Origin of the sequence: Sutcliffiella cohnii, assembly GCF_002250055.1 — a bacterium.
Taxonomy (GTDB): Bacteria; Bacillota; Bacilli; order Bacillales; family Bacillaceae_I; genus Sutcliffiella; species Sutcliffiella cohnii.
The window spans coordinates 223025-247613 of sequence record NZ_CP018866.1 but is presented as its reverse complement, the minus strand read 5'-3'; the positions used below and the strand labels follow the sequence as shown (position 1 = coordinate 247613).

The 24589-nt window shown below is 38.5% G+C and carries 22 protein-coding genes; 5 read left to right on the top strand and 17 right to left on the bottom strand.

Annotated features, from left to right (window positions below):
* Positions 1 to 70: 70 nt before the first annotated feature.
* Positions 71 to 631: a hypothetical protein gene (locus tag BC6307_RS01075; RefSeq protein WP_066421460.1), complete on the bottom strand. Its 561-nt coding sequence runs from the start codon at positions 629 to 631 to the stop codon at positions 71 to 73.
* Positions 632 to 858: 227 nt separating this feature from the next.
* Here BC6307_RS01075 and mreBH point away from each other — a divergent pair, with 227 nt between their 5' ends.
* Entirely contained in the window at positions 859 to 1863 is a 1005-nt protein-coding gene (gene mreBH, locus BC6307_RS01070; protein ID WP_066421458.1) for a rod-share determining protein MreBH, read from the top strand.
* 114 nt (positions 1864 to 1977) lie between these two features.
* Positions 1978 to 2223 carry a cytoplasmic protein gene (locus BC6307_RS01065; RefSeq protein WP_066421455.1) on the top strand — a complete coding sequence of 82 codons (246 nt, stop codon included), beginning with the start codon at positions 1978 to 1980 and terminating at the stop codon, positions 2221 to 2223.
* A 41-nt stretch (positions 2224 to 2264) separates the two neighbouring features.
* Here BC6307_RS01065 and BC6307_RS01060 read toward each other — a convergent pair whose 3' ends face one another.
* The 7 genes from BC6307_RS01060 to BC6307_RS01030 form a co-directional block, all read right to left on the bottom strand.
* Positions 2265 to 2693 carry a hypothetical protein gene (locus BC6307_RS01060; RefSeq protein ID WP_066421453.1) on the bottom strand — a complete coding sequence of 143 codons (429 nt, stop codon included), beginning with the start codon at positions 2691 to 2693 and terminating at the stop codon, positions 2265 to 2267.
* Between the two features lie 156 nt (positions 2694 to 2849).
* Entirely contained in the window at positions 2850 to 3935 is a 1086-nt protein-coding gene (locus BC6307_RS01055) for a nitric oxide synthase oxygenase (protein ID WP_066421451.1), read from the bottom strand.
* Positions 3936 to 4020: 85 nt separating this feature from the next.
* Positions 4021 to 4746: a 5-formyltetrahydrofolate cyclo-ligase gene (locus tag BC6307_RS01050; protein WP_066421449.1), complete on the bottom strand. Its 726-nt coding sequence runs from the start codon at positions 4744 to 4746 to the stop codon at positions 4021 to 4023.
* A gap of 13 nt (positions 4747 to 4759) precedes the next feature.
* Positions 4760 to 6088, bottom strand: a complete 1329-nt coding sequence (locus BC6307_RS01045) for a polysaccharide biosynthesis protein (protein WP_066421447.1) — start codon at positions 6086 to 6088, stop codon at positions 4760 to 4762.
* A gap of 149 nt (positions 6089 to 6237) precedes the next feature.
* Positions 6238 to 6756: a hypothetical protein gene (locus BC6307_RS01040; protein ID WP_157729266.1), complete on the bottom strand. Its 519-nt coding sequence runs from the start codon at positions 6754 to 6756 to the stop codon at positions 6238 to 6240.
* 310 nt (positions 6757 to 7066) lie between these two features.
* Positions 7067 to 8197, bottom strand: coding sequence for a S1C family serine protease (locus BC6307_RS01035; RefSeq protein ID WP_066421325.1), 1131 nt, complete (start codon positions 8195 to 8197; stop codon positions 7067 to 7069).
* Positions 8198 to 8211: 14 nt separating this feature from the next.
* Positions 8212 to 9378, bottom strand: a complete 1167-nt coding sequence (locus BC6307_RS01030) for an FxLYD domain-containing protein (RefSeq protein ID WP_066421323.1) — start codon at positions 9376 to 9378, stop codon at positions 8212 to 8214.
* 248 nt (positions 9379 to 9626) lie between these two features.
* On the opposite strand from BC6307_RS01030, the gene BC6307_RS01025 reads away from it, so the two are divergent.
* The gene (locus BC6307_RS01025) at positions 9627 to 10835 is read left to right on the top strand and encodes a cytochrome P450 (protein WP_066421320.1); all 1209 of its coding nucleotides are present in this window, start codon (positions 9627 to 9629) and stop codon (positions 10833 to 10835) included.
* Positions 10836 to 10882: 47 nt separating this feature from the next.
* Here BC6307_RS01025 and BC6307_RS01020 read toward each other — a convergent pair whose 3' ends face one another.
* The 5 genes from BC6307_RS01020 to BC6307_RS24625 all read right to left on the bottom strand — a co-directional run bounded on the left by BC6307_RS01020 (position 10883) and on the right by BC6307_RS24625 (position 15812).
* Positions 10883 to 12445: an ROK family protein gene (locus BC6307_RS01020; protein WP_066421317.1), complete on the bottom strand. Its 1563-nt coding sequence runs from the start codon at positions 12443 to 12445 to the stop codon at positions 10883 to 10885.
* Positions 12445 to 13536 carry an S-methyl thiohydantoin desulfurase family protein gene (locus BC6307_RS01015; RefSeq protein WP_066421314.1) on the bottom strand — a complete coding sequence of 364 codons (1092 nt, stop codon included), beginning with the start codon at positions 13534 to 13536 and terminating at the stop codon, positions 12445 to 12447. Before BC6307_RS01015 ends, BC6307_RS01020 begins: the two co-directional genes overlap by 1 nt.
* Positions 13537 to 13541: 5 nt before the next feature.
* Entirely contained in the window at positions 13542 to 14873 is a 1332-nt protein-coding gene (locus tag BC6307_RS01010) for a cytosine permease (RefSeq protein WP_066421311.1), read from the bottom strand.
* Complete coding sequence (locus tag BC6307_RS01005) at positions 14870 to 15469, bottom strand: TetR/AcrR family transcriptional regulator (RefSeq protein ID WP_066421308.1); 600 nt, start codon at positions 15467 to 15469, stop codon at positions 14870 to 14872. Before BC6307_RS01005 ends, BC6307_RS01010 begins: the two co-directional genes overlap by 4 nt.
* Positions 15470 to 15653: 184 nt before the next feature.
* Entirely contained in the window at positions 15654 to 15812 is a 159-nt protein-coding gene (locus tag BC6307_RS24625; RefSeq protein ID WP_157076717.1) for a hypothetical protein, read from the bottom strand.
* Between the two features lie 251 nt (positions 15813 to 16063).
* Here BC6307_RS24625 and BC6307_RS01000 point away from each other — a divergent pair, with 251 nt between their 5' ends.
* Positions 16064 to 17497 carry a DDE-type integrase/transposase/recombinase gene (locus BC6307_RS01000; RefSeq protein ID WP_094366019.1) on the top strand — a complete coding sequence of 478 codons (1434 nt, stop codon included), beginning with the start codon at positions 16064 to 16066 and terminating at the stop codon, positions 17495 to 17497.
* 257 nt (positions 17498 to 17754) lie between these two features.
* On the opposite strand, the gene BC6307_RS00995 is transcribed toward BC6307_RS01000, so the two are convergent.
* From BC6307_RS00995 to BC6307_RS00985, 3 genes are all read right to left on the bottom strand, one after another.
* Positions 17755 to 19005: a DEAD/DEAH box helicase gene (locus BC6307_RS00995; RefSeq protein WP_084380767.1), complete on the bottom strand. Its 1251-nt coding sequence runs from the start codon at positions 19003 to 19005 to the stop codon at positions 17755 to 17757.
* Between the two features lie 77 nt (positions 19006 to 19082).
* Complete coding sequence (locus tag BC6307_RS00990; protein WP_066421665.1) at positions 19083 to 20036, bottom strand: SDR family NAD(P)-dependent oxidoreductase; 954 nt, start codon at positions 20034 to 20036, stop codon at positions 19083 to 19085.
* Positions 20036 to 20614 (bottom strand): TetR/AcrR family transcriptional regulator, encoded by a 579-nt coding sequence (locus BC6307_RS00985; protein ID WP_066421656.1) that lies wholly within the window; start codon positions 20612 to 20614, stop codon positions 20036 to 20038. The genes BC6307_RS00990 and BC6307_RS00985 overlap by 1 nt, the downstream gene beginning before the upstream one ends.
* A gap of 130 nt (positions 20615 to 20744) precedes the next feature.
* Between BC6307_RS00985 and BC6307_RS00980 the strand changes: the two genes are divergently transcribed.
* On the top strand, positions 20745 to 22286 hold the full coding sequence (locus BC6307_RS00980; RefSeq protein ID WP_084380765.1) for an FAD-dependent oxidoreductase: 1542 nt from the start codon (positions 20745 to 20747) through the stop codon (positions 22284 to 22286).
* 665 nt (positions 22287 to 22951) lie between these two features.
* Here BC6307_RS00980 and BC6307_RS00975 read toward each other — a convergent pair.
* Positions 22952 to 24361 carry an alanine/glycine:cation symporter family protein gene (locus BC6307_RS00975; RefSeq protein ID WP_066421675.1) on the bottom strand — a complete coding sequence of 470 codons (1410 nt, stop codon included), beginning with the start codon at positions 24359 to 24361 and terminating at the stop codon, positions 22952 to 22954.
* Positions 24362 to 24589: the final 228 nt, after the last annotated feature.

The window sequence follows — 24589 nt, the reverse complement described above, 5'->3', positions numbered from 1 at the left end:
TTCTTCACAAGTATAGTTTCTATCGTAGAAATAAAAAGTATTCATTTTAGCCTAGCACTTCATACTTACATCATTTCCTTATGTAATATCTTATCGTTCCGTCTTCTAATAATTCGTATTTTATTTGTGCCGCTTCTAAAGAGGCAAATAATTGTTCTTTTTCTAAATCCACTAGTTCTTGTGATGCTGCCAATAATTCCTCAATCGTATTTACTTGATAATTATTTATTTCTACCATAAGTGCCGCTGAAGACACAACCGAATAACGCTTCAATATAAGCTGTTTAACTGCTTCTTTATGTTTAGTAAATGCGGAAGGTGCGTTTAAGCTTTGGGCAGTAGCAATCCACTCTTTTCCTGATGCTTCAATTATCGGTAATAATTCAACAGGGACATCTTCTCCTTCTTTAAACGTTTGCAGTGTTTGTTCACTTTCTTTTAATAACTGCTCCACTTCTTGTAAATAATGGTTTGTTCGTTTATGTTTATAAGCTTCTACTTGATCGATGCCAAAAAGTAAAGCAATTACTATTACCATTAAACTTACCGCACTTACGATGATCCAGACGATTTGCTTTTTCGTAAACAACCGCTCTTTCTCTTCATAGAGTACTTCTTCTCTATCTTTCATCTTTCCATCCCCCACTTTTTAGGAAAACTCGCGACTCCCTTGGACGAAGCGAGCTGTATTAGTTACACTTTAGAAATTTTATACATACATTCCTATAAATTAAAATATACCATAATTTTCCCTCTGGTGGTTTCCATATTTATCTAGAGTTTTAACCCCCAAAAATCGACAACATTTTTAGAACGACTATATGAGACTCCAATAATAAGGAAGATTAGGTGAATATTATGTTTTCAAATGCAGAAATTGGGATTGATTTAGGAACAGCAAATACGCTCGTTTATAGTAAAAATAAAGGTATTGTTTATAACGAACCTTCCGTTGTTGCTTTAGATATAGAAACAAAAACTGTACTAGCAGTAGGGCAAGAAGCGAAAAATATGATTGGAAAAACTCCGGGTAAAATTGTCGCTGTTCGCCCACTAAAAGACGGCGTAATTGCAGATTTTGACGTGACGACAAGTATGCTTAAGCAAATTATGAAAAAAGCAACGAGAACGTTAGGTTTTACTTTAAAAAAGCCAAACGTAGTAGTATGTACGCCTTCTGGCTCTACATCTGTAGAAAGAAGAGCTATTCAAGATGCCGTTAGAAATTGTGGAGCAAAGCACGTTCATTTAATTGAAGAACCTGTCGCTGCTGCTATCGGTTCTGACTTACCAGTAGAAGAGCCTGTTGCGAATGTTGTTGTCGATATCGGTGGTGGTACGACAGAAGTTGCGATAATTTCTTACGGTGGCGTTGTATCTTGTCACTCCATTCGAGTTGGTGGGGATCAATTAGACGAAGATATTATCCATCACGTTCGCAAACGATATAACCTCCTCATCGGAGAAAGAACGGCAGAACAAATTAAAATGGAAATTGGCTACGCTCTAGTCGAACATCCAGAGATGACGATGGAAATTCGTGGCCGTGATTTAGTATCGGGGTTACCGAAAACAATTGAACTTCAATCCACTGAAATTCAAAAAGCACTTAAAGAATCACTACTTCATATTTTAGAAGCCATTCGCGCAACATTAGAAGACTGTCCTCCAGAATTAAGTGGAGATATTGTTGACCGCGGTGTCATCCTAACAGGTGGAGGTTCTTTATTAAACGGCATGCAAGAATGGTTAAGCGAAGAAATCGTCGTACCTGTTTACTTAGCACCAAATCCATTAGAATCCGTCGCAATCGGTACAGGCCGTTCGTTAGCGGTTATTGATAAAATTCAAAAAGTGAAATAACAGTAAAAACGAAAACGTAGAGATAAAAGTCTCTACGTTTTTTTGCATGATACTTTTTCGTATACATTCTTATAATCAAAATGTAAAATTATCCTTATAATGAGGTGAGATATTATGAATGAATTACTTAAACAAGCACATCGGTTCAGTAGCAAAAATAGAAAAAGTTTAGAGGAGAGCAATGTTTGCGGCTGTTTTTATTGTTTAAAAATCTTTTCTCCAGCACTAATTGAGGAATGGTGGGATAATGAGGAAACTGCCGTTTGTCCTCATTGTGGTATTGATTCCGTTATCGGTGACAGCTCTGACTTCCATATAACGAAAGAGTTTTTACAAGAAATGCATGAGGCGTGGTTTTAAAACAAAATGAAAAACGTACAGTTTCAATAGCACTGTACGTTTTACCATTTAGTAGAAAGATACTCATATACTTCATCTGGTACTTTGAAGCTAAGGCTAACATTTTTTATAATAAATTCGATGTATGGTCCTGTTTCATACGTAATAATAGTTGAAATTTCTTTTAACTCTTCTTCATTTTTATTAGAATTAATGACTGTTTTCGTATCTTCTTGAAACATTTTATATATTTTTCCTTGCTTTTCACCGGAAGGAATTTTTTCACTTTCCCATTGTTCCACTTTTAACGATTCAATAAATTCATGGATATCCTCACCGTCTATAACAGTCACTACAGTATTCGGTTCCTCTAGAACTTCAATTCTTTGAGCTTTTTCCATCCCTAGTTCTGTCTCATTGTTATCCTTTACACTATTACAACCTACAACTGTCAAGATAATGAATAGAAGCAAGAAACTTAGTTTTTTCATCTTCAGTTACTCCCCCTCCTTTTTCAACTTTTTTCCACTAACATAACCTTAACGTTAATTGCACTCGGCTTCAATACCTCTGTAGCCTTTATTTATATAGCCCTTAAGGCTTAAAAACGTAAAAAAGGTATACGAAAAAAACGCATACCTTCTCTTCTACTTATATGGTAAATCTTGATAAAAATAATTCGGCGTTACAATTTTATCTTCATATGATTGATGGAAGATATGTGTTGCTGCTGGAGAAACCGGTGGAATCAGCCATGTCCAATCTCCTGTTACGTGCCGGCATTTCTCTCCTTCTTGACGTTCAAAATGTTGAAATTGCATCGAAGCCGTATGATGATCGACAATACTTACACCGTACTTTTTAAAAGAATGTAACACCGCAATGTTCAGCTCAATAAGCGCCTTATCCTTCCAAAGCGTTGCATTACTAGAAGTATCCAATCCCATTATAGACGCTACTTTCGGTAACATGTTGTATCGAAATGTATCCGCTAAATTTCTTGCACCAATTTCCGTTTCCATGTACCAACCGTTAAAAGGCGCAGCGGTGTAATGAATTCCACCAACTTCTAACTTCATTTCTGAAATAATCGGAACGCTATACCATTTCAAATTCAAATCAGCAAACTCGTTCAACTCTGGATGAGTTAACGGCACCTCGAGCACAACGTCTCTCGGAATTTCATACACAACCGGCTCCCGGCCTATCACTTGAATAACAAGAGGTAGAAGGTCAAAGTGAGTTCCTTCCCCTTTCCATCCTAGCTTTTCACATTGTTTTGTAAATGCTATAGATGCCGGGTCTCCAATTACTCCATATTCCGTCTCATATCCAGCGTACCGAAGTAGTTGATGATTCCATATTCGTATTTCTTCCTTATCGCGCTTTGGCTTGTAAATTGTAATGGCTGGTCGTATTTTTCCGTTATTCGTTGCAAAATCAATGTGCTCGATTAAAGATTGCGCTATTTCTACTTCATCGTTTACATGTCTCTTATCAAAAACATGAAGCGAGTTCCAAAAAAGTCGACCGATACAGCGATTGCTATTGCGCCAAGCCATTTTCGCTCCATGCGCAAGTTCTTCATACGTATGATCGTAATACCCAGTTTCTTTTATTTCTCTTTCCACTTGCATTAATCTTACTTGAAGCTCTTCTTCCCTTTTTCCAAGCTCTTCATAACAAGTGACGAGAAATTTTTTTGCTTCTTGCCATAATTCCTTCGCTTGCAAAAAAGCCACCTCATTATAATCTTGTCATACTTTTTATTATATAGCTTTGCCCAAATGAAAAGTATGAACAACAAATGAACATTGCCTAACGGTTCGTTAACCTTTTAATTTCTCGCAAAACTGGCATTTCTTCTAATTCTTCATCTGTAACTTTCTCCCAAACAATTCCTTTTGGCTTGTCGTATGGAGAATGGGTTTCCAGTATTCCTTCTTCTGTTACAATCCAATCTGCAGTTAAATCGTATTCATCACGAGGTATGTCGTCGTCCACAAGTTGGGCACTTTGCACCGTCGTAATGACCGGTACTAACGGGTTTCCAAGTTCTCTAATAATAGCATACTCTCGGTCGGCATAACCCTCTCCTTTTCCTAATCGACGACCATCCTTATGCATGGCGACAGAACCGACAACAATTAGATCTATTGGAGGAATTTCTGTTAGGGGGATCACTTTTCCGTACGAAAGAATATGCTTTAAGCTAGCTGCTTTCCTTTCTTCACCTGGAGGTACCCATGATGGCTTAACTTGAATAAAGCCATCTTTCAAACGCGGTGTTGGAACTAACAATGTTTTTCCATCTTTTAAAATTTGAGTTCTTAACGGTAACTGAGGCGAATCAGGATTCACTTTAATTACTTTCGCATCTTTATAAACTTGCATCGTCGTGACAAAGCTAGCAGCCTTTTCCGCTCCTTTAAAATTTGGAATGCGACCTCTTAATGGAAACGGAAACCTCCCTAACTTTTCGTCCTCTAATTTAGTCCATACTTTACTTCGAATCGAATCTTTTAGCTCTCGGGTTTGACTCATTTTTTCCACCTATCTATCTCCACTCATTTTTTGGTACTTGTAACGTAAAGGATACCCCAATTTTATTACATACTGTTAAATAATGCATCATCATTAGTAGTACCGTACCAGTGTTCATTCCGATAATGACTCCACCCATGTTAAAGCTAGACATTGACCCTAAGAAAAAGATAAGCGCAAAGCCTACGACGTGCGACCAAACGATATGAATAAACGCATCTTTTATTAAGCCAAGCCCAATCATAAACGCTTGTAACGGAATGACAATAAAGTTAAAGAGGAAATTCGGCCACAACAATTGTAAATAGGTGGATGCTGATGAATTTTCAAAAAAGATATGTGTTAACGGATCAGCGAATATGTAACAAACAATGACTGCTGGAATGCCGTATAAAAAAGTAATGAACATTACTTGTTGTAGTAGCTTTTGTAACTTGACATGGTCTCCTTTTGAATGAGCTTCTGACACAGTTGGGATAAGAACAATCATTAAAGAGTGAGCAATGAATGCTGGGAAAAATCCAATCGTAATTGCAACTCCAGCAAGTAGCCCGAATTGTTCTAACGCCATCGTTTCCGTAAAGCCTGCTTTTAATAAGGCAATTTTAATTAAAAACGGTTGAACTGCATGCGTTACAGAATGAAAAATTCTCATCGCTGTTGTTGGGATAGAGACTTGTAAAAGACTCGCATGTACTGTACTTTTTGCTAATTCACTGTTAGGCTCTGTTTTCATTTTTCTCCATTGAGTGAAATACATAAGTACTAAGTAAAGACAAACAACGAGCTCTGTTCCGATAAACGTACAGATTGCAATAAGGATCGAAGTTTGTAAACTAAATTGAAACAAGTAGTAAACGACTGTGAGTAAAACTAGTTGCACAGCTTTTCTTAAAAAGTTGGAAAAGGCGATTTTCCCCATCATCTGTTTTCCCATAAAGTAGCCTCTTACAATTGAAGTAAACGAGATAATCGGAATTAATAGTAGAACGAGCCACTTTACTAACGGATGATAACTTTGGAAAACTGGTATATTTGGTAAGACGATCGCTGCTAATAGTAAATAAATAATAGTAAATTTCAACGTTAATTTAAACGTATGACGAAGCATACTAACGTGATATTTTTGCTCTTTTTCCGCCACAAATTTCGAGACCGATACCGGCAACTCAAGACTTGCAATAATGACGACTAAAAAAATGACTGGCATAATCGACATGTAAAGCCCTAGTCCAACTTCTCCTAGCTGCTTCGCTAAAACCATGTTGACAAGAAACTCTAAACTTTCCCCTAAAAATGCTGCCAGCGCTAATAGGAGTACTCCTTTGTAAAACTTCTTCATGCTTCTTTCTCCCTTCTCCCATTAAGAGGTCGTCCACGTATTCTAGACTACTAACCATCATATGAGACAAGTTTTCAGATTATAGCTATCGATTGGAGAAAAAGTTAGACAAGGTCGAGTGAATATGTTTGATTGTGTTGCAGGTTCTGCTATTTATGGTTTAGTTGCAAGTAGATTGCGTCTATCGGATTTTTATTTCGGCCAACCTCATGAGCTTTTTTTGCCAAGAGCACAAATTTTCGGCCATCTATCCGCGCTTTTACGCCAACTGGACACCTTTTTCGGCCAACCACCCGCGCTTTTGCGCCATCTGGACACTTTTTTCGGCCAACCACCCGCGCTTTTGCGCCAACTGAACTCTTTTTTCGGCCAACCACCCGCGCTTTTGCGCCATCTGAACTCTTTTTTCGGCCAACCACCCACGCTTTTGCGCCAACTGAACTCTTTTTTCGGCCAACCACCAACGCTTTTGCGCCATCTGGACACTTTTTTCGGCCAACCACCCGCGCTTTTGCGCCATCTGGACACTTTTTTCGGCCAACCACCCGCGCTTTTGCGCCAACTGAACTCTTTTTTCGGCCAACCACCCACGCTTTTGCGCCAACTGAACTCTTTTTTCGGCCAACCATCCGCGCTTTTGTGCCAACAGCACTTATTAATTGACGCACTTGGCAATTTTATTGACACAGCTGGAAAATTATTTGACGCACTTGGCGAACTTTTCGACGCAGCTGGATAAGTAATTGACGCACTTGGCGAACTTTTTGACGCAGCTGGATAAGTAATTGACGCACTTGGCGAACTTTTTGATGCAGCTGGATAAATAATTGACGCACTTAATGAGCTTTTTGACGCAGCTGTCCAAAATCGGTTTGGCTCCAACAGACCCCCGTGCTAAACGTACCAGTCCAAACTCAAATGGACGAACAAAAAAAGCCCCAAAAGTCAGGCTTCTACTAACTTTTGGGACAACCACTTCTAGTCTATTTTTTTCCGATCTTTGGACAGTATTTTCATTTGATCATTTTCTAATCCAAGTACAAAATTGCATTCATAATTAGTGAAGGTTAGGCCATCATCCCCACGCTGTTGAGTTTGGATGAGTACTGTTACGTTCACATTTCGATCCACCATTTCCGTGAACGTGCTGTTTATTTCAACAGCTAATACATTCATAAAATCCGCACGAAACTCTTCGTATGATAACGTTGATTGCAACTCACTTCCGAGTAAAGAATACGCAGTAACATAGTCTCGATGATTAATACTTTCAAAATAATATTGAGCAATATAGTTTGCAATGTCTTCGTTACTGGAAGATTGCCCGTTGTTGTTTCCAGGTACCGCTACACCCACTCTCGGCAGTGATGTCATCGGTGTTTCCGACCAACTTCTTATTAAACTAATGACATTGTTGATTGGAATACTAAATCCGATTACTCCTTGCTCCATGACAGCTGAATTAATCCCGATTACTTCGCCCGTTCTTGTGTCGATTAATGGTCCACCACTATTTCCTGGAGCAATTGGTGCGGATATTTGGTACATATCCTCGTATCGGAAAGGCTCGATGTGAAAAGATCTGCCAACACCACTAACAATTCCAGTTGTGACTGTGTTTTGTAGCCCAAGTGGACTTCCTAAAGCAATTACTTCATCTCCGAGTTCTGCTTTTTGATTGTTTGCTATTCTTAACGGCTTCGTTCCTTCTAGTTCCAGTACACGAACAACCGCAATATCTGTATCCACGCTAATGCCAATCACTTCACCTGTTAATTCTTTTGAATCAACAGTAATTACTTTTACTTCTTTCGCATTCGCAACGACATGCGCATTCGTTATAATATCTCCTTGATTATTGTAGAGGAAACCTGACCCAAAAGATCCGTCCGCAATTTCTATTTTCACGACTAATTTTTGCGCCTCATAAATGATTTCCTTTAATTGAGGATTCACTTCCTCTTTCTTCGTTTCCTCTGCTTGAATATATAAACTAGATGGGGCCGCTAATTGTTTCGGTAACGTATTTTTCACCCAAGACCAAGCATATACACCAGCTGCGACTATTAATAAGGAGAGTATTGCGTTTAACACCCAAACTTTTTTCAATTACGTTCTCCTCCTTATTCTACAAACCAAGTAATGTTATCAATTTCAACCGTCACTTCATCGTCTACGTCAAAATAGTAGTCTTCAAACTTACCAGTTTCTCCAGGGCTTAGCGTATATGGGAAAACAGTTGTCGAACGTTCCTCTATTTCTTTCCGGTTTTTATCTAATATTTTGTAAGAAACAGTAATCGATGAAATGTCTGCTGTTGCCACATTTTTTATTTCTCCTGATACGACTAACCCTTTGAATTCATCCATTTCTGCCTCAAAGGAAACAACTTCAACCGCCGCTGTTCTATTTTTTAATTCTTCTTGTGCAGCAGCTTCTTTCGCTCGTTCTATTCTCTCTATTTCCGCTTGTTCAAATGCTTGTTGATCTAGCTGCACTTTCTCTTTAAAAGCTAGCAACCTTTCATCGTTTAACGCATATTGCAAGCCTCTATCCGCAATCGCAAGTGCTCTCGTAAATTGTCGATTTTCCAGCTCTTTTTCCGCATCTTCAATCGATAGTTGAACGATTCGATTCATAATTTGTTCTTTTACTACTTTCCCATCTTCGCTCGGAATTGAAGATAGTATTTGTAGCTGTTTTGCTAGTTCATCAACAGTCGTTAATTTTTCTAAGTCCATCACAATTTTGGCAATTTTTATCGATCCTTCAAGACTGTTAATTTCACTTTTAATTTTATCTGCAAGCGGGCCCTGTATATTATTCATCCCTTCTCGCATCTTTTGTAATTTTTTCTCTGCCTCTTCAAAGTCTCGCTCTTCTAGTAAGCTAGCTACTTTTTGTAGTTCCTCTTCATATTCTTCTACTATCGAAACTACTTCTAAATTATTTCTTAATACAAAATAATTCGGGCGCTTTTCTAACGCATCTTTTAAATACGTTTTTGCACGATCATAATCTCCGTCTAGTGCTAAGCTTTCGGACGTTTCCTTCCAAGCTAACACTTGTGCATTTACTTTTTTCTCATAGGAATAATAGGCGAATATAGAAGCGAACACGACAATAGCTGTTAGGATGGGTAAAAAGAACGGAACCATTCGTTTTCTTCTTGATGTTGTACTTTTTCTATTTCTCTCCAAAAGAGTAGGCTCTTCTTTTAAACTAACTCCACAATTGGAACAATAGTTAGCGTCTTCCACTACTTTTACACCACAGCGGTGACAAAACATTTACATTTTCCTCCTTAGAAAAACTTACCCTTTGTTATGCAAGTAAAGGATCTGTTATTACTATGCAAATCTATCTATAGTTTCAAGGTTAAAATCGAGTCAATCTTACTTCTATCATTTTAACGCATATTCATGTCAAATTGTGTAACATAAGCTTTAAAATTTAAAACTAACTGAGGGGATTTTTTCCAAAAGAAAAGGATACTATCTTTTTTTAGCGAATATAATTGGAAAAAGGAGTGATGAATTTGAATAAAGAAGTTTTACAATCGTTTATACATAACCCGTTTCCGTATTTAGAACAATTTAGCCAAGGAAACAATGTTCAGTGGGTTCATCTTTTTAATACATCTGGCTGGCTAGTTACTGGCTATAAAGAAGTAGAAACGGTATTAAAAGATGGTAGATTTATGAAAGAAATCCGCAACCTATTACCTCCAGATCAAATCTTTACACCACCTGCTCATTTAATGCCCGCGGTCATGACGGTTAGAAATATGATGCTTTTTAAAGATGCACCAGACCATACACGATTAAGAAGCTTAGTAACGAAAGCTTTTACACCTCGAATGGTAGAAAAACTTCGGCCAACGATAAAAAGTTTAGCCTCTTATTTAATGGAGCAACGAAGAGGAAAAGAGCAACATGAAATTATTCACGATTTCGCTTATCTGTTACCTGTTATGGTAATAGCCGAGCTCATTGGGGTAGAAAAAGAAGATCGTGACCAATTTAGAATATGGTCCGAAGCGTTTATTAAATTCATTGATTTTAATACGACAGCAGAAGAATGGGAGGCTGCTGCTCCACATGTTGAAGAAGCAAACAATTATTTTCGTGAATTAATTAAAAAAAGAAGGCTAGAGCCTGCAAATGACCTTTTAAGTGGGCTCATTACTGCAGAAGAAGCTGGCGATAAATTAACAGAGCAAGAAATTATTTCAACATGTTTACTTCTATTAATTGCTGGTCACGAAACGACAGTAAATTTAATTACGAACGGATATTATCAACTATTAAAGCATCAGGATCAGTATGAAAAAGTTCGGGAAGACCGCTCCCTTCTTTCCAATCTAGTCGAAGAAACGTTACGTTATGACCCACCTGTATTACTAACTTCAAGATGGGTTGGGGAAGATATGAATCTATTCGGTGTTGAGATGGAAAAAGCACAGATGGCTTTTGTCGTATTAGGAGCAGCAAATCGAGACCCAGCAGTAGTAGAGCGTCCTCACGAATTTGATATTATTCGTAGCACGATTAAACATTTATCATTCGCATCAGGACCTCATTTTTGCTTAGGTGCTCCTCTCGCTAGACTAGAAGCAGAGATAGCATTTGAAACATTGTTAGACCATTTTCACCAACCAGAATTAATGGAAGAACCAACACGGAGAGCAAATGTCGCTTTCCGCGGTTTTGAAACGTTGAAGGTGAAGGCTGAGGTGAAAATTTAGTTATAAAAAAATCCGCAAACCTTTTGAGTAGTTTGCGGATTTTTCGTTTAATTTAAAAATAATGGTCCTGCAGCTTTTGCTCTTATTTTCGTTGCATTTCCTGGTAAGTATGCTAATGGAACATCTTCAAAATCTACGATGTATATTTGCTCCGGATCTGCTCCTGCTTTAATCGCTTCTTGACGGGCCATATCTTTTGCAAGTTCCATCGTTTTTTCTCTGCCTAGTTCATCTACGGAAAAGATTTTTTCAATTTGACCACTTACTTGAGAAATAGCAGAACCGATCGCATTGGCTACACCAGCATTTGTCGGCTTTATCACTTCTGAAGCGCCTTGAAGCTCGCCTGGGAATAGGACACTTCCTCCTCCAACTAAAATTACTGGGATAGGCTCTTGACTAGTCTTCATTTTATCAATCGTTTCTTCTACCATTTCAATCATTCGATCATAAATTTTTTGGAGTAATTCTTTGTTTAAGTGCGCGACTTTACTTGGGTCACCAAGTTCGACAATCCCTAAGGCAACCGCTACATCAGTTGTCGTTAACGTATCTCCACCAAAAATTAAACTTTTTTGTGGGAGCTTATGTCCGACACTGTCAGGTCCAATTTGGAAGCTTTCGTCTTCGGCAATTCGGACAATTGTTCCTCCACCTAAGCCAATTGCTGTTATATCCGGCATACGGAAGTTTGTCCGAACACCACCAAGTTCTACCGCTAAAAACGATTGACGAGGGAAAGAATCAACTAATACTCCAACATCCGTTGTTGTTCCACCTACATCGATAACAAGGGCATCGGCTCTGTCTGATAAATAAGAAGCACCACGCAAACTATTCGTCGGTCCACAAGCAATTGTAAGAATCGGATATTTCACCGTATATTCTACCGACATTAACGTTCCGTCGTTTTGACCGAAAAATACTTGTGCATGTATCCCTTCTTGTTGTAGTGCATTAATGAAGCCAGAAGCTGTCGTACGAGCAACCTTTACAATCGCTGCGTTTAAAATCGTAGCATTTTCACGCTCTAGTAAACCGACACTACCGATTTCATGCGAAAGCGATAGAGCAACTTCATCACCTAACACTTCTTGAAAAATTGCTGCCGCTCTCTGCTCATGGTCAGCGGATACTGGTGCAAACACGGATGTAATCGCAACAGAGTCTACTTTTCCTTTTACTTCATGAGCTATTTTGTATAAGTGCTCCTCATCTAACTCAGCAATTGTTCTTCCGTCGAATTCATGTCCGCCACGAACTAAGTAAACATGTTTTCCGAGCATTTCTCTTAAATCATCTGGCACTCCTACTAACGGTTTAATCGCTAAAGTAGCTGGTGCCCCAATACGAACGATGGCTATGTTATTTAATCTTTTTCTTTCTACAATTGCATTCGTACAGTGCGTTGTACCTAACATTGCGTGCTTTATTTCGTTTACAGGTACATTTGCAGAAGCAACTACTTTGCTTAATGCATCATATATTCCACTACTAACATCTTCTGTAGTTGAAGCTTTAACTTCAGCTACTACGTTATAGTTTTCATCTATCACTACGGCATCTGTATGAGTTCCCCCAACGTCAATTCCAATTCGGTAATTCGGCATTAGTTATTCTCCTTTCGTAACAGCTGTTCCACCGGTGAAAAATCTAAGTCATAGCCAAAATAGCGTGGACCTGCTACTTCAATCCCTTTTTGTGTACGCCACTTCTTGTCTGCTGGGATACCGATCACAACACAGCGCGCTCCGTATTTTAATCCTTCTGTCGTAATTGGCATTCCAGTTTCTTTGTCTAACACTGTTATTAAATCAGGAGTAACACATAACACATTATCTTTCGTTTCTGCTAGCAAATGTTCGTTTTGGAAGTGGAGGTAGCATTCTTCCCCTTTATTTTCTTCCAACCCTTCGATAGTCGCTGTTCCTTTCGAGAAGCCTTGCTGTGTTTTTCGGTTAATATCGGTAACTTTTCCTTTAAATAATGAATAACCGTTCGTTAAGGCAATTACTTCATCAATTGGGTTTTTATTATTTTTCTTCGCTTCACGAATCGCTTTTCCGATTTGCTCTTCAAACGTTAACGAATGATGAATGGCAGATTGTTTTATATTTTTCCCCGTCATTGGATAGATAGATAGCATAACAGAACCACCCATTTCAATCGTAGCTCCGCGGGCAATTCTTTCCGCCCAAACACTATCAATCGTGTTAAATAATAAATTGTTTCCTTTTTCGTCGGATAAAACCATCGGTGTTGCCTTTACACCATCTAGATGAAACGTCACCATTTGCAACTCAGGGAATGCTCTCCCCATCCCATCAGCATCGATGACTGGTAAACCTAACCTAGCAGCTAGCGCTAGCGGCAGAAGGGAATTCACCCCACCAGCTTCAATCGGCATCGTTGCAAAAATTTCTTTTCCTAAATAGTTTTGTAAAGTTTGAAAAGATTCAATTGCTTCTTCCCCACTAGGTACTTTTTCAATCATAACAGTTGGTGCACCCATCATGGCAGTGGGCACGACTAATGCATCGTCGGGAACTTCATCGATACTTAAAAGTTTAATAGGCCCGTACTCTTCTATCGCTTGTAACGCCATTAGTTTACCAATGTAAGGGTCACCCCCACCTCCAGTACCTAATAGAGCCGCCCCAATCGCAATATTTTCAATCTCTTCTTTTCCTATATATCTCATGAATGTTATGCTCCTTTCGCCTTTAGTTCGATATCAGCTTGTTCATTTTTATTTAACGTTTTACTTACGATAAACTGAAGGATAAATGCTACTAAAAATGCGTCAAATCCAGATGCGCCGGTTAGTGTGAACCAACCGAAACCATTCGGACTTGGTGTCGTACTGAAAGCAACGAACGATGCGATTCCCCAAATTGCGATACTTACAAGATTAATATTTTTTACATTTGATAAGTTACTAAATTGATATTTAGATCTATTATTTAAGAAATCACCTACATAAATTCCTCCAATCGGAGGGATAAGTGCACTAAGGAAAATTAAAAATGGAATAAAGTTATCATAAATGCCACCGACCGCCATTAGTGTACCGATTGTTCCAGCTACTACTGTTAACATAGATTTTGGTACTTTTTTGAACACTACAGAAAAGCCAAGTGCCGAAGAATATAAGTTATTATCATTGGTTGTCCATTGAGCGAGAATAAGAATTAATAAAGCCGCTGATCCCCAACCTAAACCGAGCATAATCGCTACAATATCAACCTCTGTTGTTGCTTTCGCTAAAATTGCTGCAATAATTAAAACGATACTAAATCCAACGAAGAAGCCGACGAATGAAGAAATAACTGCATCTTTCGTAGAGCGCGCATATCGAGAAATATCTGGGCCGATAATCGCTCCAGTCGCTAATGAACCGATAATTAGCGAAACAGATAATCCTACCGTTAACGCATCTCCAAATAGTGGTGCATTTGCAACTGTTGAAAAATCACTATTGCTCATTACTTTTCCTAACGATGCAATTAGTAAAACCGCTAATAATGGCACTGCAACTAAGCTTAATTTTTCAATTGCTTTATAGCCGATAAATGCAGTAAGCGTCATACAAATTCCACCGATTACTACTAACAACTTCGGATGTACACTTACATTAAATACGGACAAAATAACGTTGTGTAACGTTGCTCCGAATATATCTAGCTGTACCCCGAACCATCCAAATAGCGCAATTGCGATGATGATGGAAACTGCATAAGAGCCGTAACGACCGAGGGCGAACTTCGAAACAAACGATGTAGAAAGGCCTGTTTTTGCTCCAACCACTCCACATAAAGCACTTAAAATAGCTAAAATAAACGTCCCTACAAAGGAAGCGATAATTGCTTGTGATAGTGGCAATCCTCCACCTAACGCTCCACCTAGTGCCGTTGCGGAAAGAGCAACAATACCACCTAGCCACACGATGGAAAGCTTTAACCAACCTTTTCTTTGTTCTAACGGCACCGGTTCTCGTTCATAATCTTTTGTAATAGCTTGATCTTGTTTGATTGTCATGAGATTGTCTCCTTTTCTTTTTTATCTAATCCGATAAAAAGTGATTGTATTAATGAATCTGCTAATTCCACTTGCTCTTTAAAACTTTCCCCTTCATACAAGTTAATTCCCCAAAACACACCGTTACCGATTAGCACATATTGCTTAATAATTCGATCTACCTCTTGATCTGATATTGTCGGGTAATCTTGTTTGATTAGAGTTTGCAATGAATCTATTAACCAATTATTAAACTTCAGCATGTACTTTTTTAAATAAGAATCTATTTCTGGAATTGGAGAAGTGACAAGGGAAATGAATGCAATCGTTCCTTGCATATCGCCTGTATGGTGAGAAGCTATACCGTGTAACATTTTTGAAAATATTTCTTCTACCGGATGATCCTCGTTCTCGGCTAACACAGTTTGCATCGCCTGAAAATGAGCTTGTAAAAGTTGTTCAAATGCAGCGATGAATAGTTCTTCTTTATTTTCAAAAAAGAAATAGATAGATGCAGGCTTTATCCCAACCTCATCAGCAATTTTTCGCATCGTTGCTCCATGATAACCATGTAAAGAATATTGGTGCAGTGCAGCCTCAATTAATTTTTGCCTCATTTTCACACCACCTAACGTTTGTTAGGTAACATTATATTCTGATAATTAATAGAAATCAATGAAATATTTTTACAATTTTGATAACCTAGAATATTTCGTAAATTTTGTAAGCACAATCATTGCTTGTTATGGATTTTAATGGGTGATTTGTAAATAAAAAAAAGCCCGCTAACGAGAGCGAACTTTAGGTGACACTTCTTGTGTGAAATTGGGATACTCCGTAATCTGACGAATATACAATGGCCGTACCCACTTGCCAATAATCTTTTGTAATCCAATAACTTCCAACGATGATAACTATTAAAATAATTATCATAATTGCTAGTAAATAGGCTGGTTTCATGTTTGGCCTCCAAATTTATGTAATGATCTACTTTTAAGTATTCTAGATATTTTTTTCGTATCCTTTATTCTTTTACTTCCTTTCATAAAAAAACCACCCTCTGAAGGATGCGTATTGTCAAAACTTTATATAAAAATAGGTTATTAAATCCTATGTTAGAGGGCTTTATAAGCAAAAAAATTGCCACCCCCTGAATTCTGTAGATAATTGAGGTTACCACAACACCCAATTCCAGAAAAGGAAGTGACAATTTGTACCCTCAAATTATAACCTATTTATTAACTTTTATAAACTATCAAGAACAAATTATTCGAACTTTGCTTACTCTATTGATTGGAAAAAGCATGTTCGATAAACCAAAAGAAGCTCCTGTTAATCAGCCTTATCGAAAGCTTCAAATTGATGATTTACCTATTATTGAAAAACTAGAAAGGCTCGATTATCAGCTTTTATTAGCGGAACACCTTCAATCCAAAGGGAAACCGTTAAAACCAGTACAGCGTCGAGCGAATTCTACGCCCGTACCGTCTACCTTATGTTGTCCTAAGTGTGGTGCTCCTTCTGCGTATTTGTACGCAAACAACGGAGGAAAAGGACAATATCAGTGTAAGGTGTGTGCGTGTGTTTTCAATAAAAAAAGTCATTATCAGAAAGAGGCCATTCTTAAGTGTCCTCACTGCCTTAAAACGCTTGAAAAAATTAAAGAACGAAAAGATTTTCACGTGTTTAAGTGCAAAAATGATATGTGTACCTATTATCAAAAAAACTTGAGCGCCATGACTAAAAAAGAGAAAAAACAGTTTAAAGAAGATCCACAATCGCTGAAAGTTCGCTACATTTACCGGAAGTTCCACATCGACTATCAACCGTTATCCAAACAATCACCAAAGCAGCCAAAAGTCGATTTATCAAGATTGTATGTTTCACCGCATACACTTGGGCTCATCTTGACGTACCATGTCAATTACGGATTATCGGCCCGTAAAACGGCAGCGATCATGAAGGATATTCACGGCGTGTCTGTCTCCCATCAAAGTATCCTAAACTACGAAAACAGCGTCGCATTATGGCTCAAGCCTTATATTGACTACTTTCCGTATGAGCTGTCGGATCAATTCTGTGGGGATGAAACGTACATCCGGGTCAACGGTCGTTGGCATTATCTGTTTTTCTTTTTTGATGCGGTCAAGAAAGTCATTCTTTCGTATCCAGTATCACCAAATCGCGACACCGCAACAGCGATACGAGCGATTGATGAAGTACTAGTGAAACTGAAAGTAATACCAGAAAACCTACAATTTGTAGTAGATGGTAACCCTATTTACTTGTTGGCACAGCATTTCTTCGCAGAGAACCACATATCGTTTGACGTAAAACAGGTCATCGGGCTAACAAATGAAGACGATGTCTCTAGAGAGTATCGACCTCTCAAGCAAATCATCGAGAGACTAAATCGCACGTTTAAAGGGAATTATCGATCGACGCACGGCTTTGGTTCTGAACAAGGATCTGTTTCTTTTGTGACATTGTTTGTGGCTTACTTTAACTTCTTGCGCCCACATTCTTCACTTGAAGGTAAAGTGCCAGTAACACTTCCAGAATTAGAAAAGCTACCAACCATGCCAGCGAGATGGACAGCCCTTATTGGATTAGCTCAAGACTGGATTCAACAACAGTCAGCCTAACTTTTGTTTAGCTGAGCCCTATTCAGCTATCGGCGAAGCGAACTCTTGACAAACCGAACTTACCAATGGTTTAAAATGGAAAAAGTCAAGGGTTTATTTAGCATGCCTTCTTTTGTTCCCTTCGCCCTTGATTGACCTCTGAATAAACCATTGGTGTGTTTGTCAAGAGCGATAGCGTGGTATTTCCACCTAATAAATGGTAGGTAGTATGAACCGTGCTAGTTTTTCATAGAACTTTTGACACTACCGAAGGATGGTTATTTCGAACGTGATTTAGTTTGTGAATTTCGCTTTGACGGTCCGGGTCCAGCATTTTTTGGACGGGTATTGTTGGATGAGTTAGGACGTTTTTCTTTCCCAGCAGGTTTTGCAGATCCTTCTTTCGGCTCGACTAAGCGCCCCCCGTAAACTTCGCGTTTGTTTAGCGTAAGGTTTAGGTCACGAGCGATTCTTTTTAAATCGCGTTCTTCCGTTGGAGCAACGAGCGAAATGACTGTTCCGGTTGCACCTTGACGGCCAGTTCGACCAGAGCGATGTGTATAGGCTGCTGCATCTAACGGTACGTCAAAATGAACAACGTGGGTTACTTCATTAATATCTAGTCCACGTGCTGCTACGTCCGTTGCTAGTAATATCGGATATTCTTCACGTCTAAAATCTTTTAAAGCCGTTTCTCTTTCTTTTTTAGAAGAGTCACCGTGTAAAACACCGACGTTTAGTTGTTTGTATGTTAATTTTTCCGTTACAACCGCTAAGTTTCCTATATCACGGACGAACGCTAGCGCTTTTATGCCTGGTTGGCGAAGAACGTTTGCTAGTACGTTCACTTTCTCACGTTTTTCACAAACAACGTAAAAGTGTTCCACTTGCGCTTTACTCTTTTCATCTCTTTCTACTTTCACTGTTACAGGGTCTTGCATGAACTCTTTCGCGACGGCATTTGCTTCTTCCTTAAGAGTTGCAGACACTAACATTACTTGGCGTTCACTCAACGTTGACTTCACAATATTTTTAACAGACTTCATATTCTCTGACGTTAATAGCTGGTCTCCCTCATCTAATACGACCGTCTTCATCTCATGCATTTTTATTTTCTTCATTTGAATAAGTTCTGCTAAACGACCTGGGGTACCGACGATGATTTCTGGCTTTTTCTTTAATTTTTCAATTTGACGTTTGATGTTTGCTCCACCGATAAAAGATGCACCAGTAATGTCTGTTCCTTCTGTCCATTTCTGGATTTGCTCTAAAATTTGCATCGCTAATTCTTTTGAAGGAACTAGTATGATTGCTTGTGGATGTTGTTTATTAGCCTCTACTTTTTCTAAAATAGGTAGCAAATACGCTAACGTTTTTCCAGTTCCAGTCGGAGATTCAATTAATAAATCTTTACCTTCTAAGGCTGCTGGAATTGCTTGTTGCTGTATAGCTGTCGGTTCTTGAAATTCACTTTTTTCCCATATTTGTTGGATAAATGGCTTTAAAGTTGAAATGAATGATGTTGTCATAGATTAACTCCTTTATATTCCGTACCTTTATTCATATGTTTTACAATGTTGTCTCACTCATTCTACTCTTTTTTCACCTATATTCCAACTTTCTCTAAAACTTCCTTCTTTAAATAGTCTAACGTTTCACGTAAACCGTCTTCGTAGCTCGTTTTCGGTAGTGGGCCAATGAGCTTTTCGTACTTACTACCATCTAAAATCGTTGGTTCTTCCGTTATATAAAGCATTTCGACTACTTCTCGCATTTGAGGCTGGAATAGACCTAGTGCCCCAATCATAAATTTATGAATTGTGTAAAAAGATTTTGTGTAATGAAAATGATTCCGTAGAATTGCTTCTACTTCTTTTCCGGTAATCGGCTTTGTAGCAGGAATGTTCCAGTTTTGTCCGTAAGCTGCTTCGGTTAACGATAGCTCTACGATAGCTTTCGCCCCATCTGGTGTAAAAATAAATTCCCGTTCAATTTGTTTATTGCCAACAAATCCTGCTTTTTTCCCTTCCACCACATCTTTAAGCGTATAGTGAAGTATGGCGTTTGTTGCGTTAGGTCCGTAAAAATCAGGGAAATGGGCAATGACGTATGGTACGGTTGAACTTTTAATAATATTTTCCGTTTGTAATCGAATTTTCCCTTTTTTCGTATGCGGGTTTTTCAAATGATCCTCAGTGATTTTCTTTCCACCACTTCGTCCAAAAGCGTAAATATTATCTACGACCGCAAGCTTCGCACCTACTAGCTCAGCTACTGCAAGAATATTTTTCACGAGAGTAGCTAATGAACTTTCCCACTGTTCATACGGAATGTTCATCGCATGAAAAATAACATCTACTCCATCTGCCGCCTCTTGTAAGTCTTCTAAGTTGGCAACATCTCCGGGAACAATAGATACACCAGGAATATTTCCAAATAAACTGTTCAACCTTTCTTCATTTCTAGCAAAAGCAACCGTTTCTACTCCTCGCCCTACTAGTTCATGAACAATCGCGTAACCCATTCCACCAGAAGCACCTAACACTAACGCCTTTTTCACTACATCATCTCCTCTAAGTTTAATCCTTTCCATATAAAATCAACATGAGATTCCGCCAACTGCTTCACGTCTTCAAATGTTTGATTTGTCCAACAGTATTGACTTACAAATCCGTGTAGAGCTAAAAAGACAGACCAAATTTGCTTAATGGAAATTGTGCCACCACCTAATTGATTAAGTGCATGAGCAAACTTTTCGTACGATACATTCGGTCCCGACTCGCTTCCCCCGCCTTCTCTTTTCATTAAAAACATCACTTCATAATGACTCTTATTTTCCAACCCGAACTGAAGATAGCTAAATAGAATAGCTCGTAGCTTTTCCCCGTTAGACTGATCTGATTGTAAAATAGTATCAATTAGATTGTTCAAAAGTTGGAAATCAGCGTTAATAATGGCATAGAGAAGCTCAGCTTTATCTTTAAAATAGTAGTAAATGGCACCGTGACTACAGTTTAACTCTTTCGCTATTACTCTCATTGATGTTTCTTTGTAGCCTTTTTTCACAAATATTTCTCTGGCCGTATCTAAAATCATTTGCTGCGTTAATTCGTCCTTCTTCGATTTTCTAGGTGTCATCTTAATTTTCTCCTTTTATTGACCACTGGTTAATAAAATTATATTCCTTCTTTTTGTTATTTGCAATATATAAATACATGTTTTTCTCTTACTTGGAAAAATTATGAACATAGAAGTTATAGGAGGAAAGATGATGAACGTACAAAACGACAATAACGAACTACCGAAATCACCCGAGCCTTATTGGCGACAAAGTGTAGACTTACCCTCTTTTGAAAAATTAACACATGACATTGAAGCCGAAGTTTGTATCGTTGGGGGTGGTATTACTGGAATTACAACCGCCTATGAATTAACACAAGCCGGGGTAAAAGTAGTACTTATTGATGCCGACCACCTTTTAAATGGGACTACCGGTCATACTACAGCTAAATTAACGGCACAACACGGTATCATTTATGATGAATTCATTAATCATTTCGGAGTAGAAAAAACAAAACTATATTACGAAGCAAGTACAGATGCTATTCATTATGTAAAAAATCTTGTTAGTCAAAAAAGAATTGAATGCGACTTTAAAACGCAAGACGCGATTATTTATTCCATTAGTGACGCAGACGATCAAAAGGTTAGAAAAGAGTATGCAGCCTATGAACGACTTGGCATTCCAAATGAACTGAAAAATAGCATTCCTTTTTCCATTGAGACACAATCAGTTCTTGCCATGAAAGAACAAGCCCAGTTTCACCCGTTACAATATTTGAACACGCTACTTACCGAAATAGTTAATAACGGCGGGCAAATATTTGAACATACAGTAGCAGTGGATGTAGAAGAGACACCAGAGCTAAAAGTGATTACAAAAGAAGGACCAAAAATTAAATGTAATTACATTGTGGCGGCTTCTCATTTTCCTTTTTATGATGCAAAAGGCTTTTATTTTTCTCGCATGTATGCAGAAAGATCATACGTGCTTGCAGCAAAAATTGATGCTCCATATCCTGGTGGGATGTATTACAGCTCTGATAGCCCTAAAAGATCGCTACGTTCCGTGACAATTAAAGGGCAAGAGTATGTACTTATTAGCGGAGACGGCCATAAAACTGGTCAAGGTAAAAATACAAAAGAGCACTACGAAGCATTACAAACATTCGGCGAGCAAGTGCTTGGTATGAAAGAAATTGCCTATCGCTGGTCAGCCCAAGATTTATACACGTTAGACAAAATGCCGTATATCGGACATATTACCGAAAATAGCCCACGTATTTTAATTGCCACCGGCTATCGAAAATGGGGGATGACAAACGGCACATTTGCAGCCACGTTGCTAAAAGATATCATTTTAGAAAATGATAATAAATATAAGGAGTTATTCTCTCCTTCTCGATTTGTAGCGGATCCAAGCTTGAAAAAGTTTATCACTACTAACTTTGATGTTGCTGGACATTTAATTGAAGGTAAGCTTGAAAGACCTACAAGAGAGATAAAAGATTTAAAACTAGATGAAGGTGCAGTCGTTACTGTTAACGGGGAACGAGCTGGTGCTTACAAGGACGAACAAGGAAATGTTTATTGCGTTGATACAACGTGTACACATATGAAATGCGAATTAGAATGGAACGATGGAGAACGGTCCTGGGATTGCCCTTGTCACGGATCAAGGTTCTCCGTTAAAGGCGAAGTATTAGAAGGCCCTGCCGATAAACCGTTAAAACAAATTAACGTAAACTAGGCGAGTTCCACTTCAAACAAACGTTTGATTGATACATATTGTTGAGCCCACCTTCGTATGGTAAGGTGGGTTTTTGTTGCTGTTGGGTTGTAAAAATCGGACGGGTATGCGTTTGCCAATTGATTATGCGTGTCGCAAAATTCAGGGTACGATGGGAAACTAATTTCTGTTTTACAGGAGGGCTGCCTTATATTTCTGCTTGTGCCCCACATAAACGGGGACTTGGCACACATAAATTCGCGGGTTTCCCACATAAATTGATTCACGACACACATAAATGGAGCACGTGCTCTTATTTCTGCTCGTGCCCCACATAAACGGGGACTTGGCACAAATAAATTCGCGGGTTCCCCACATAAATTGATTCACGACACACATAAATGGAGCACGTGCTCTTATTTCTGATCGTGTCCCACATAAACGGTCACTTGGCACACATAAATTCGCGGGTTCCCCACATAAATTGATTCACGACACACATAAATCGGGAATAGACTCTTATTTCTGATCGTGTCCAACATAAGCGAAGACCTTGCACACATAATTTGACTGTTGGCCCACATAAATCGATTTGCAACACACATAAATAGTTCACTGGCTCATATTTCAGCTCGCAGAACACAAAAAAGGTGCGGGCTCTGCATGAACCACGCACCTTACATTGTTTACGAAACTTTATCTTCTTCTTTTTTATATTCTTCTGTCCAGAACTCTGCATTTTTAATACCTAGTTTTTCTGGATCAAAAGTCGGGTCTAAACCTTGCTTACGTTGTTCGTCGTAATCCTTCAATGTCTTCAACGCTGGTTTTGCTAAAATAACAATGGCTATTAAGTTCAGCCATACCATTATACCGAGCCCGACGTCACCTAAATCCCATACTGCCCCAGCCTCGTTAACCGTTCCAAGATAAACAGAGATTAATAGAATTACTTTTAAAGCAAGCATTCCATATTTATTCCATTTTCCTTTGAAAATATAGGCAACATTTGTTTCGGCAATATAGTAATAAGCCATGATTGTTGTAAATGCAAAGAACATCAGAGCGATACCTACGAATCCAGCCCCAAATCCAGGTAGAACGGATTCAATTGCGGCTTGCGTATAGGCAGGACCAGCAGAAACTGTTTCACCTAAATTACTTCGAAGCATCGTATCATCTGGACCTTGAACGTTGTACATACCTGTGAAGAGAATCATAAATGCTGTTGCTGAACAAACAAGTAACGTATCGATATAAACAGAGAAAGATTGCACAAGCCCTTGTTTTGCCGGGTGAGATACTTCCGCTGCCGCTGCTGCGTGCGGTCCTGTACCTTGACCAGCTTCGTTGGAATAAATACCACGTTTTACTCCCCAAGCAATGGCCATACCGATAATTCCACCAAAGGCAGAATCAACTGCAAAAGCACTTCTAAAGATTAAACCGAAAACTTCTGGTAATGCTGTAACATTCATAATAACGATAATAATAGATAAAAAGACATACGCAATTGCCATAAATGGAACAACTACTTGCGCTACAGAAGCAATCCTTTTAACTCCACCAAAAATAATCGCTGCTAAAACTACTACTAAAATTACCGCAATCCACGTTTTGTTAAAACTAAAGGCGTTACTTAACCCTTCACCAATCGCATTTGCTTGAATTCCAGGCATTAGCAAACTCATTGCTAAAATTGCTGAAATCGCAAAAAGAATGGCATACCATTTCCAACCTATACCTTTTTCAATGTAATAAGCTGGTCCCCCACGATATTGCCCATCACGCTTTTCTTTATAGATTTGTGCTAGTGTAGACTCAATGAATGCACTTGCTGCACCAATAAAGGCAATCGTCCACATCCAAAATACTGCCCCAGGGCCACCATAAAAAATAGCCGTTGCAGTACCGGCAATGTTACCTGTTCCTACGCGTCCTGATAATGAAATCGCTAGCGCTTGGAACGATGAAACTCCAGCACTAGAACTTTTCCCTTTAAACATTTGAACGACCATGTCCTTAATAAGCCTTACTTGTACGAACTTTGTAAAAAACGTAAAGTATAGACCTACTCCTAGACAAAGCACAATCATTGGCGTGCTCCATAAAATGTCTACTAAAAAACTAACCACTTTTTCTAACTCTGTTTTTTCAGCCAAAATATTCCCTCCCCTTCACACATGTACAATTTCCACTTTTCAGAAAATTATATTAATTGAATTATAATTTAATGATATAAATAAGACAACACTTTTAGTAAAAAAAACAATTGATTTTGTAGATGTTTGTAGAAATGCACAAAATAGAAAGTTATTTTATAT

Bases quoted from the DNA above. Each gene is read 5' to 3' on its own strand.
- BC6307_RS01075 (WP_066421460.1), bottom strand. From the start codon at position 631: ATGAAAGATAGAGAAGAAGTACTCTATGAAGAGAAAGAGCGGTTGTTT.
- mreBH (WP_066421458.1), top strand. From the start codon at position 859: ATGTTTTCAAATGCAGAAATTGGGATTGATTTAGGAACAGCAAATACG.
- BC6307_RS01065 (WP_066421455.1), top strand. From the start codon at position 1,978: ATGAATGAATTACTTAAACAAGCACATCGGTTCAGTAGCAAAAATAGA.
- BC6307_RS01060 (WP_066421453.1), bottom strand. From the start codon at position 2,693: ATGAAAAAACTAAGTTTCTTGCTTCTATTCATTATCTTGACAGTTGTA.
- BC6307_RS01050 (WP_066421449.1), bottom strand. From the start codon at position 4,746: ATGAGTCAAACCCGAGAGCTAAAAGATTCGATTCGAAGTAAAGTATGG.
- BC6307_RS01045 (WP_066421447.1), bottom strand. From the start codon at position 6,088: ATGAAGAAGTTTTACAAAGGAGTACTCCTATTAGCGCTGGCAGCATTT.
- BC6307_RS01030 (WP_066421323.1), bottom strand. From the start codon at position 9,378: ATGTTTTGTCACCGCTGTGGTGTAAAAGTAGTGGAAGACGCTAACTAT.
- BC6307_RS01020 (WP_066421317.1), bottom strand. From the start codon at position 12,445: ATGCCGAATTACCGAATTGGAATTGACGTTGGGGGAACTCATACAGAT.
- BC6307_RS01015 (WP_066421314.1), bottom strand. From the start codon at position 13,536: ATGAGATATATAGGAAAAGAAGAGATTGAAAATATTGCGATTGGGGCG.
- BC6307_RS01010 (WP_066421311.1), bottom strand. From the start codon at position 14,873: ATGACAATCAAACAAGATCAAGCTATTACAAAAGATTATGAACGAGAA.
- BC6307_RS01005 (WP_066421308.1), bottom strand. From the start codon at position 15,469: ATGAGGCAAAAATTAATTGAGGCTGCACTGCACCAATATTCTTTACAT.
- BC6307_RS24625 (WP_157076717.1), bottom strand. From the start codon at position 15,812: ATGAAACCAGCCTATTTACTAGCAATTATGATAATTATTTTAATAGTT.
- BC6307_RS00995 (WP_084380767.1), bottom strand. From the start codon at position 19,005: ATGACAACATCATTCATTTCAACTTTAAAGCCATTTATCCAACAAATA.
- BC6307_RS00985 (WP_066421656.1), bottom strand. From the start codon at position 20,614: ATGACACCTAGAAAATCGAAGAAGGACGAATTAACGCAGCAAATGATT.
- BC6307_RS00980 (WP_084380765.1), top strand. From the start codon at position 20,745: ATGATGAACGTACAAAACGACAATAACGAACTACCGAAATCACCCGAG.
- BC6307_RS00975 (WP_066421675.1), bottom strand. From the start codon at position 24,361: ATGATTGTGCTTTGTCTAGGAGTAGGTCTATACTTTACGTTTTTTACA.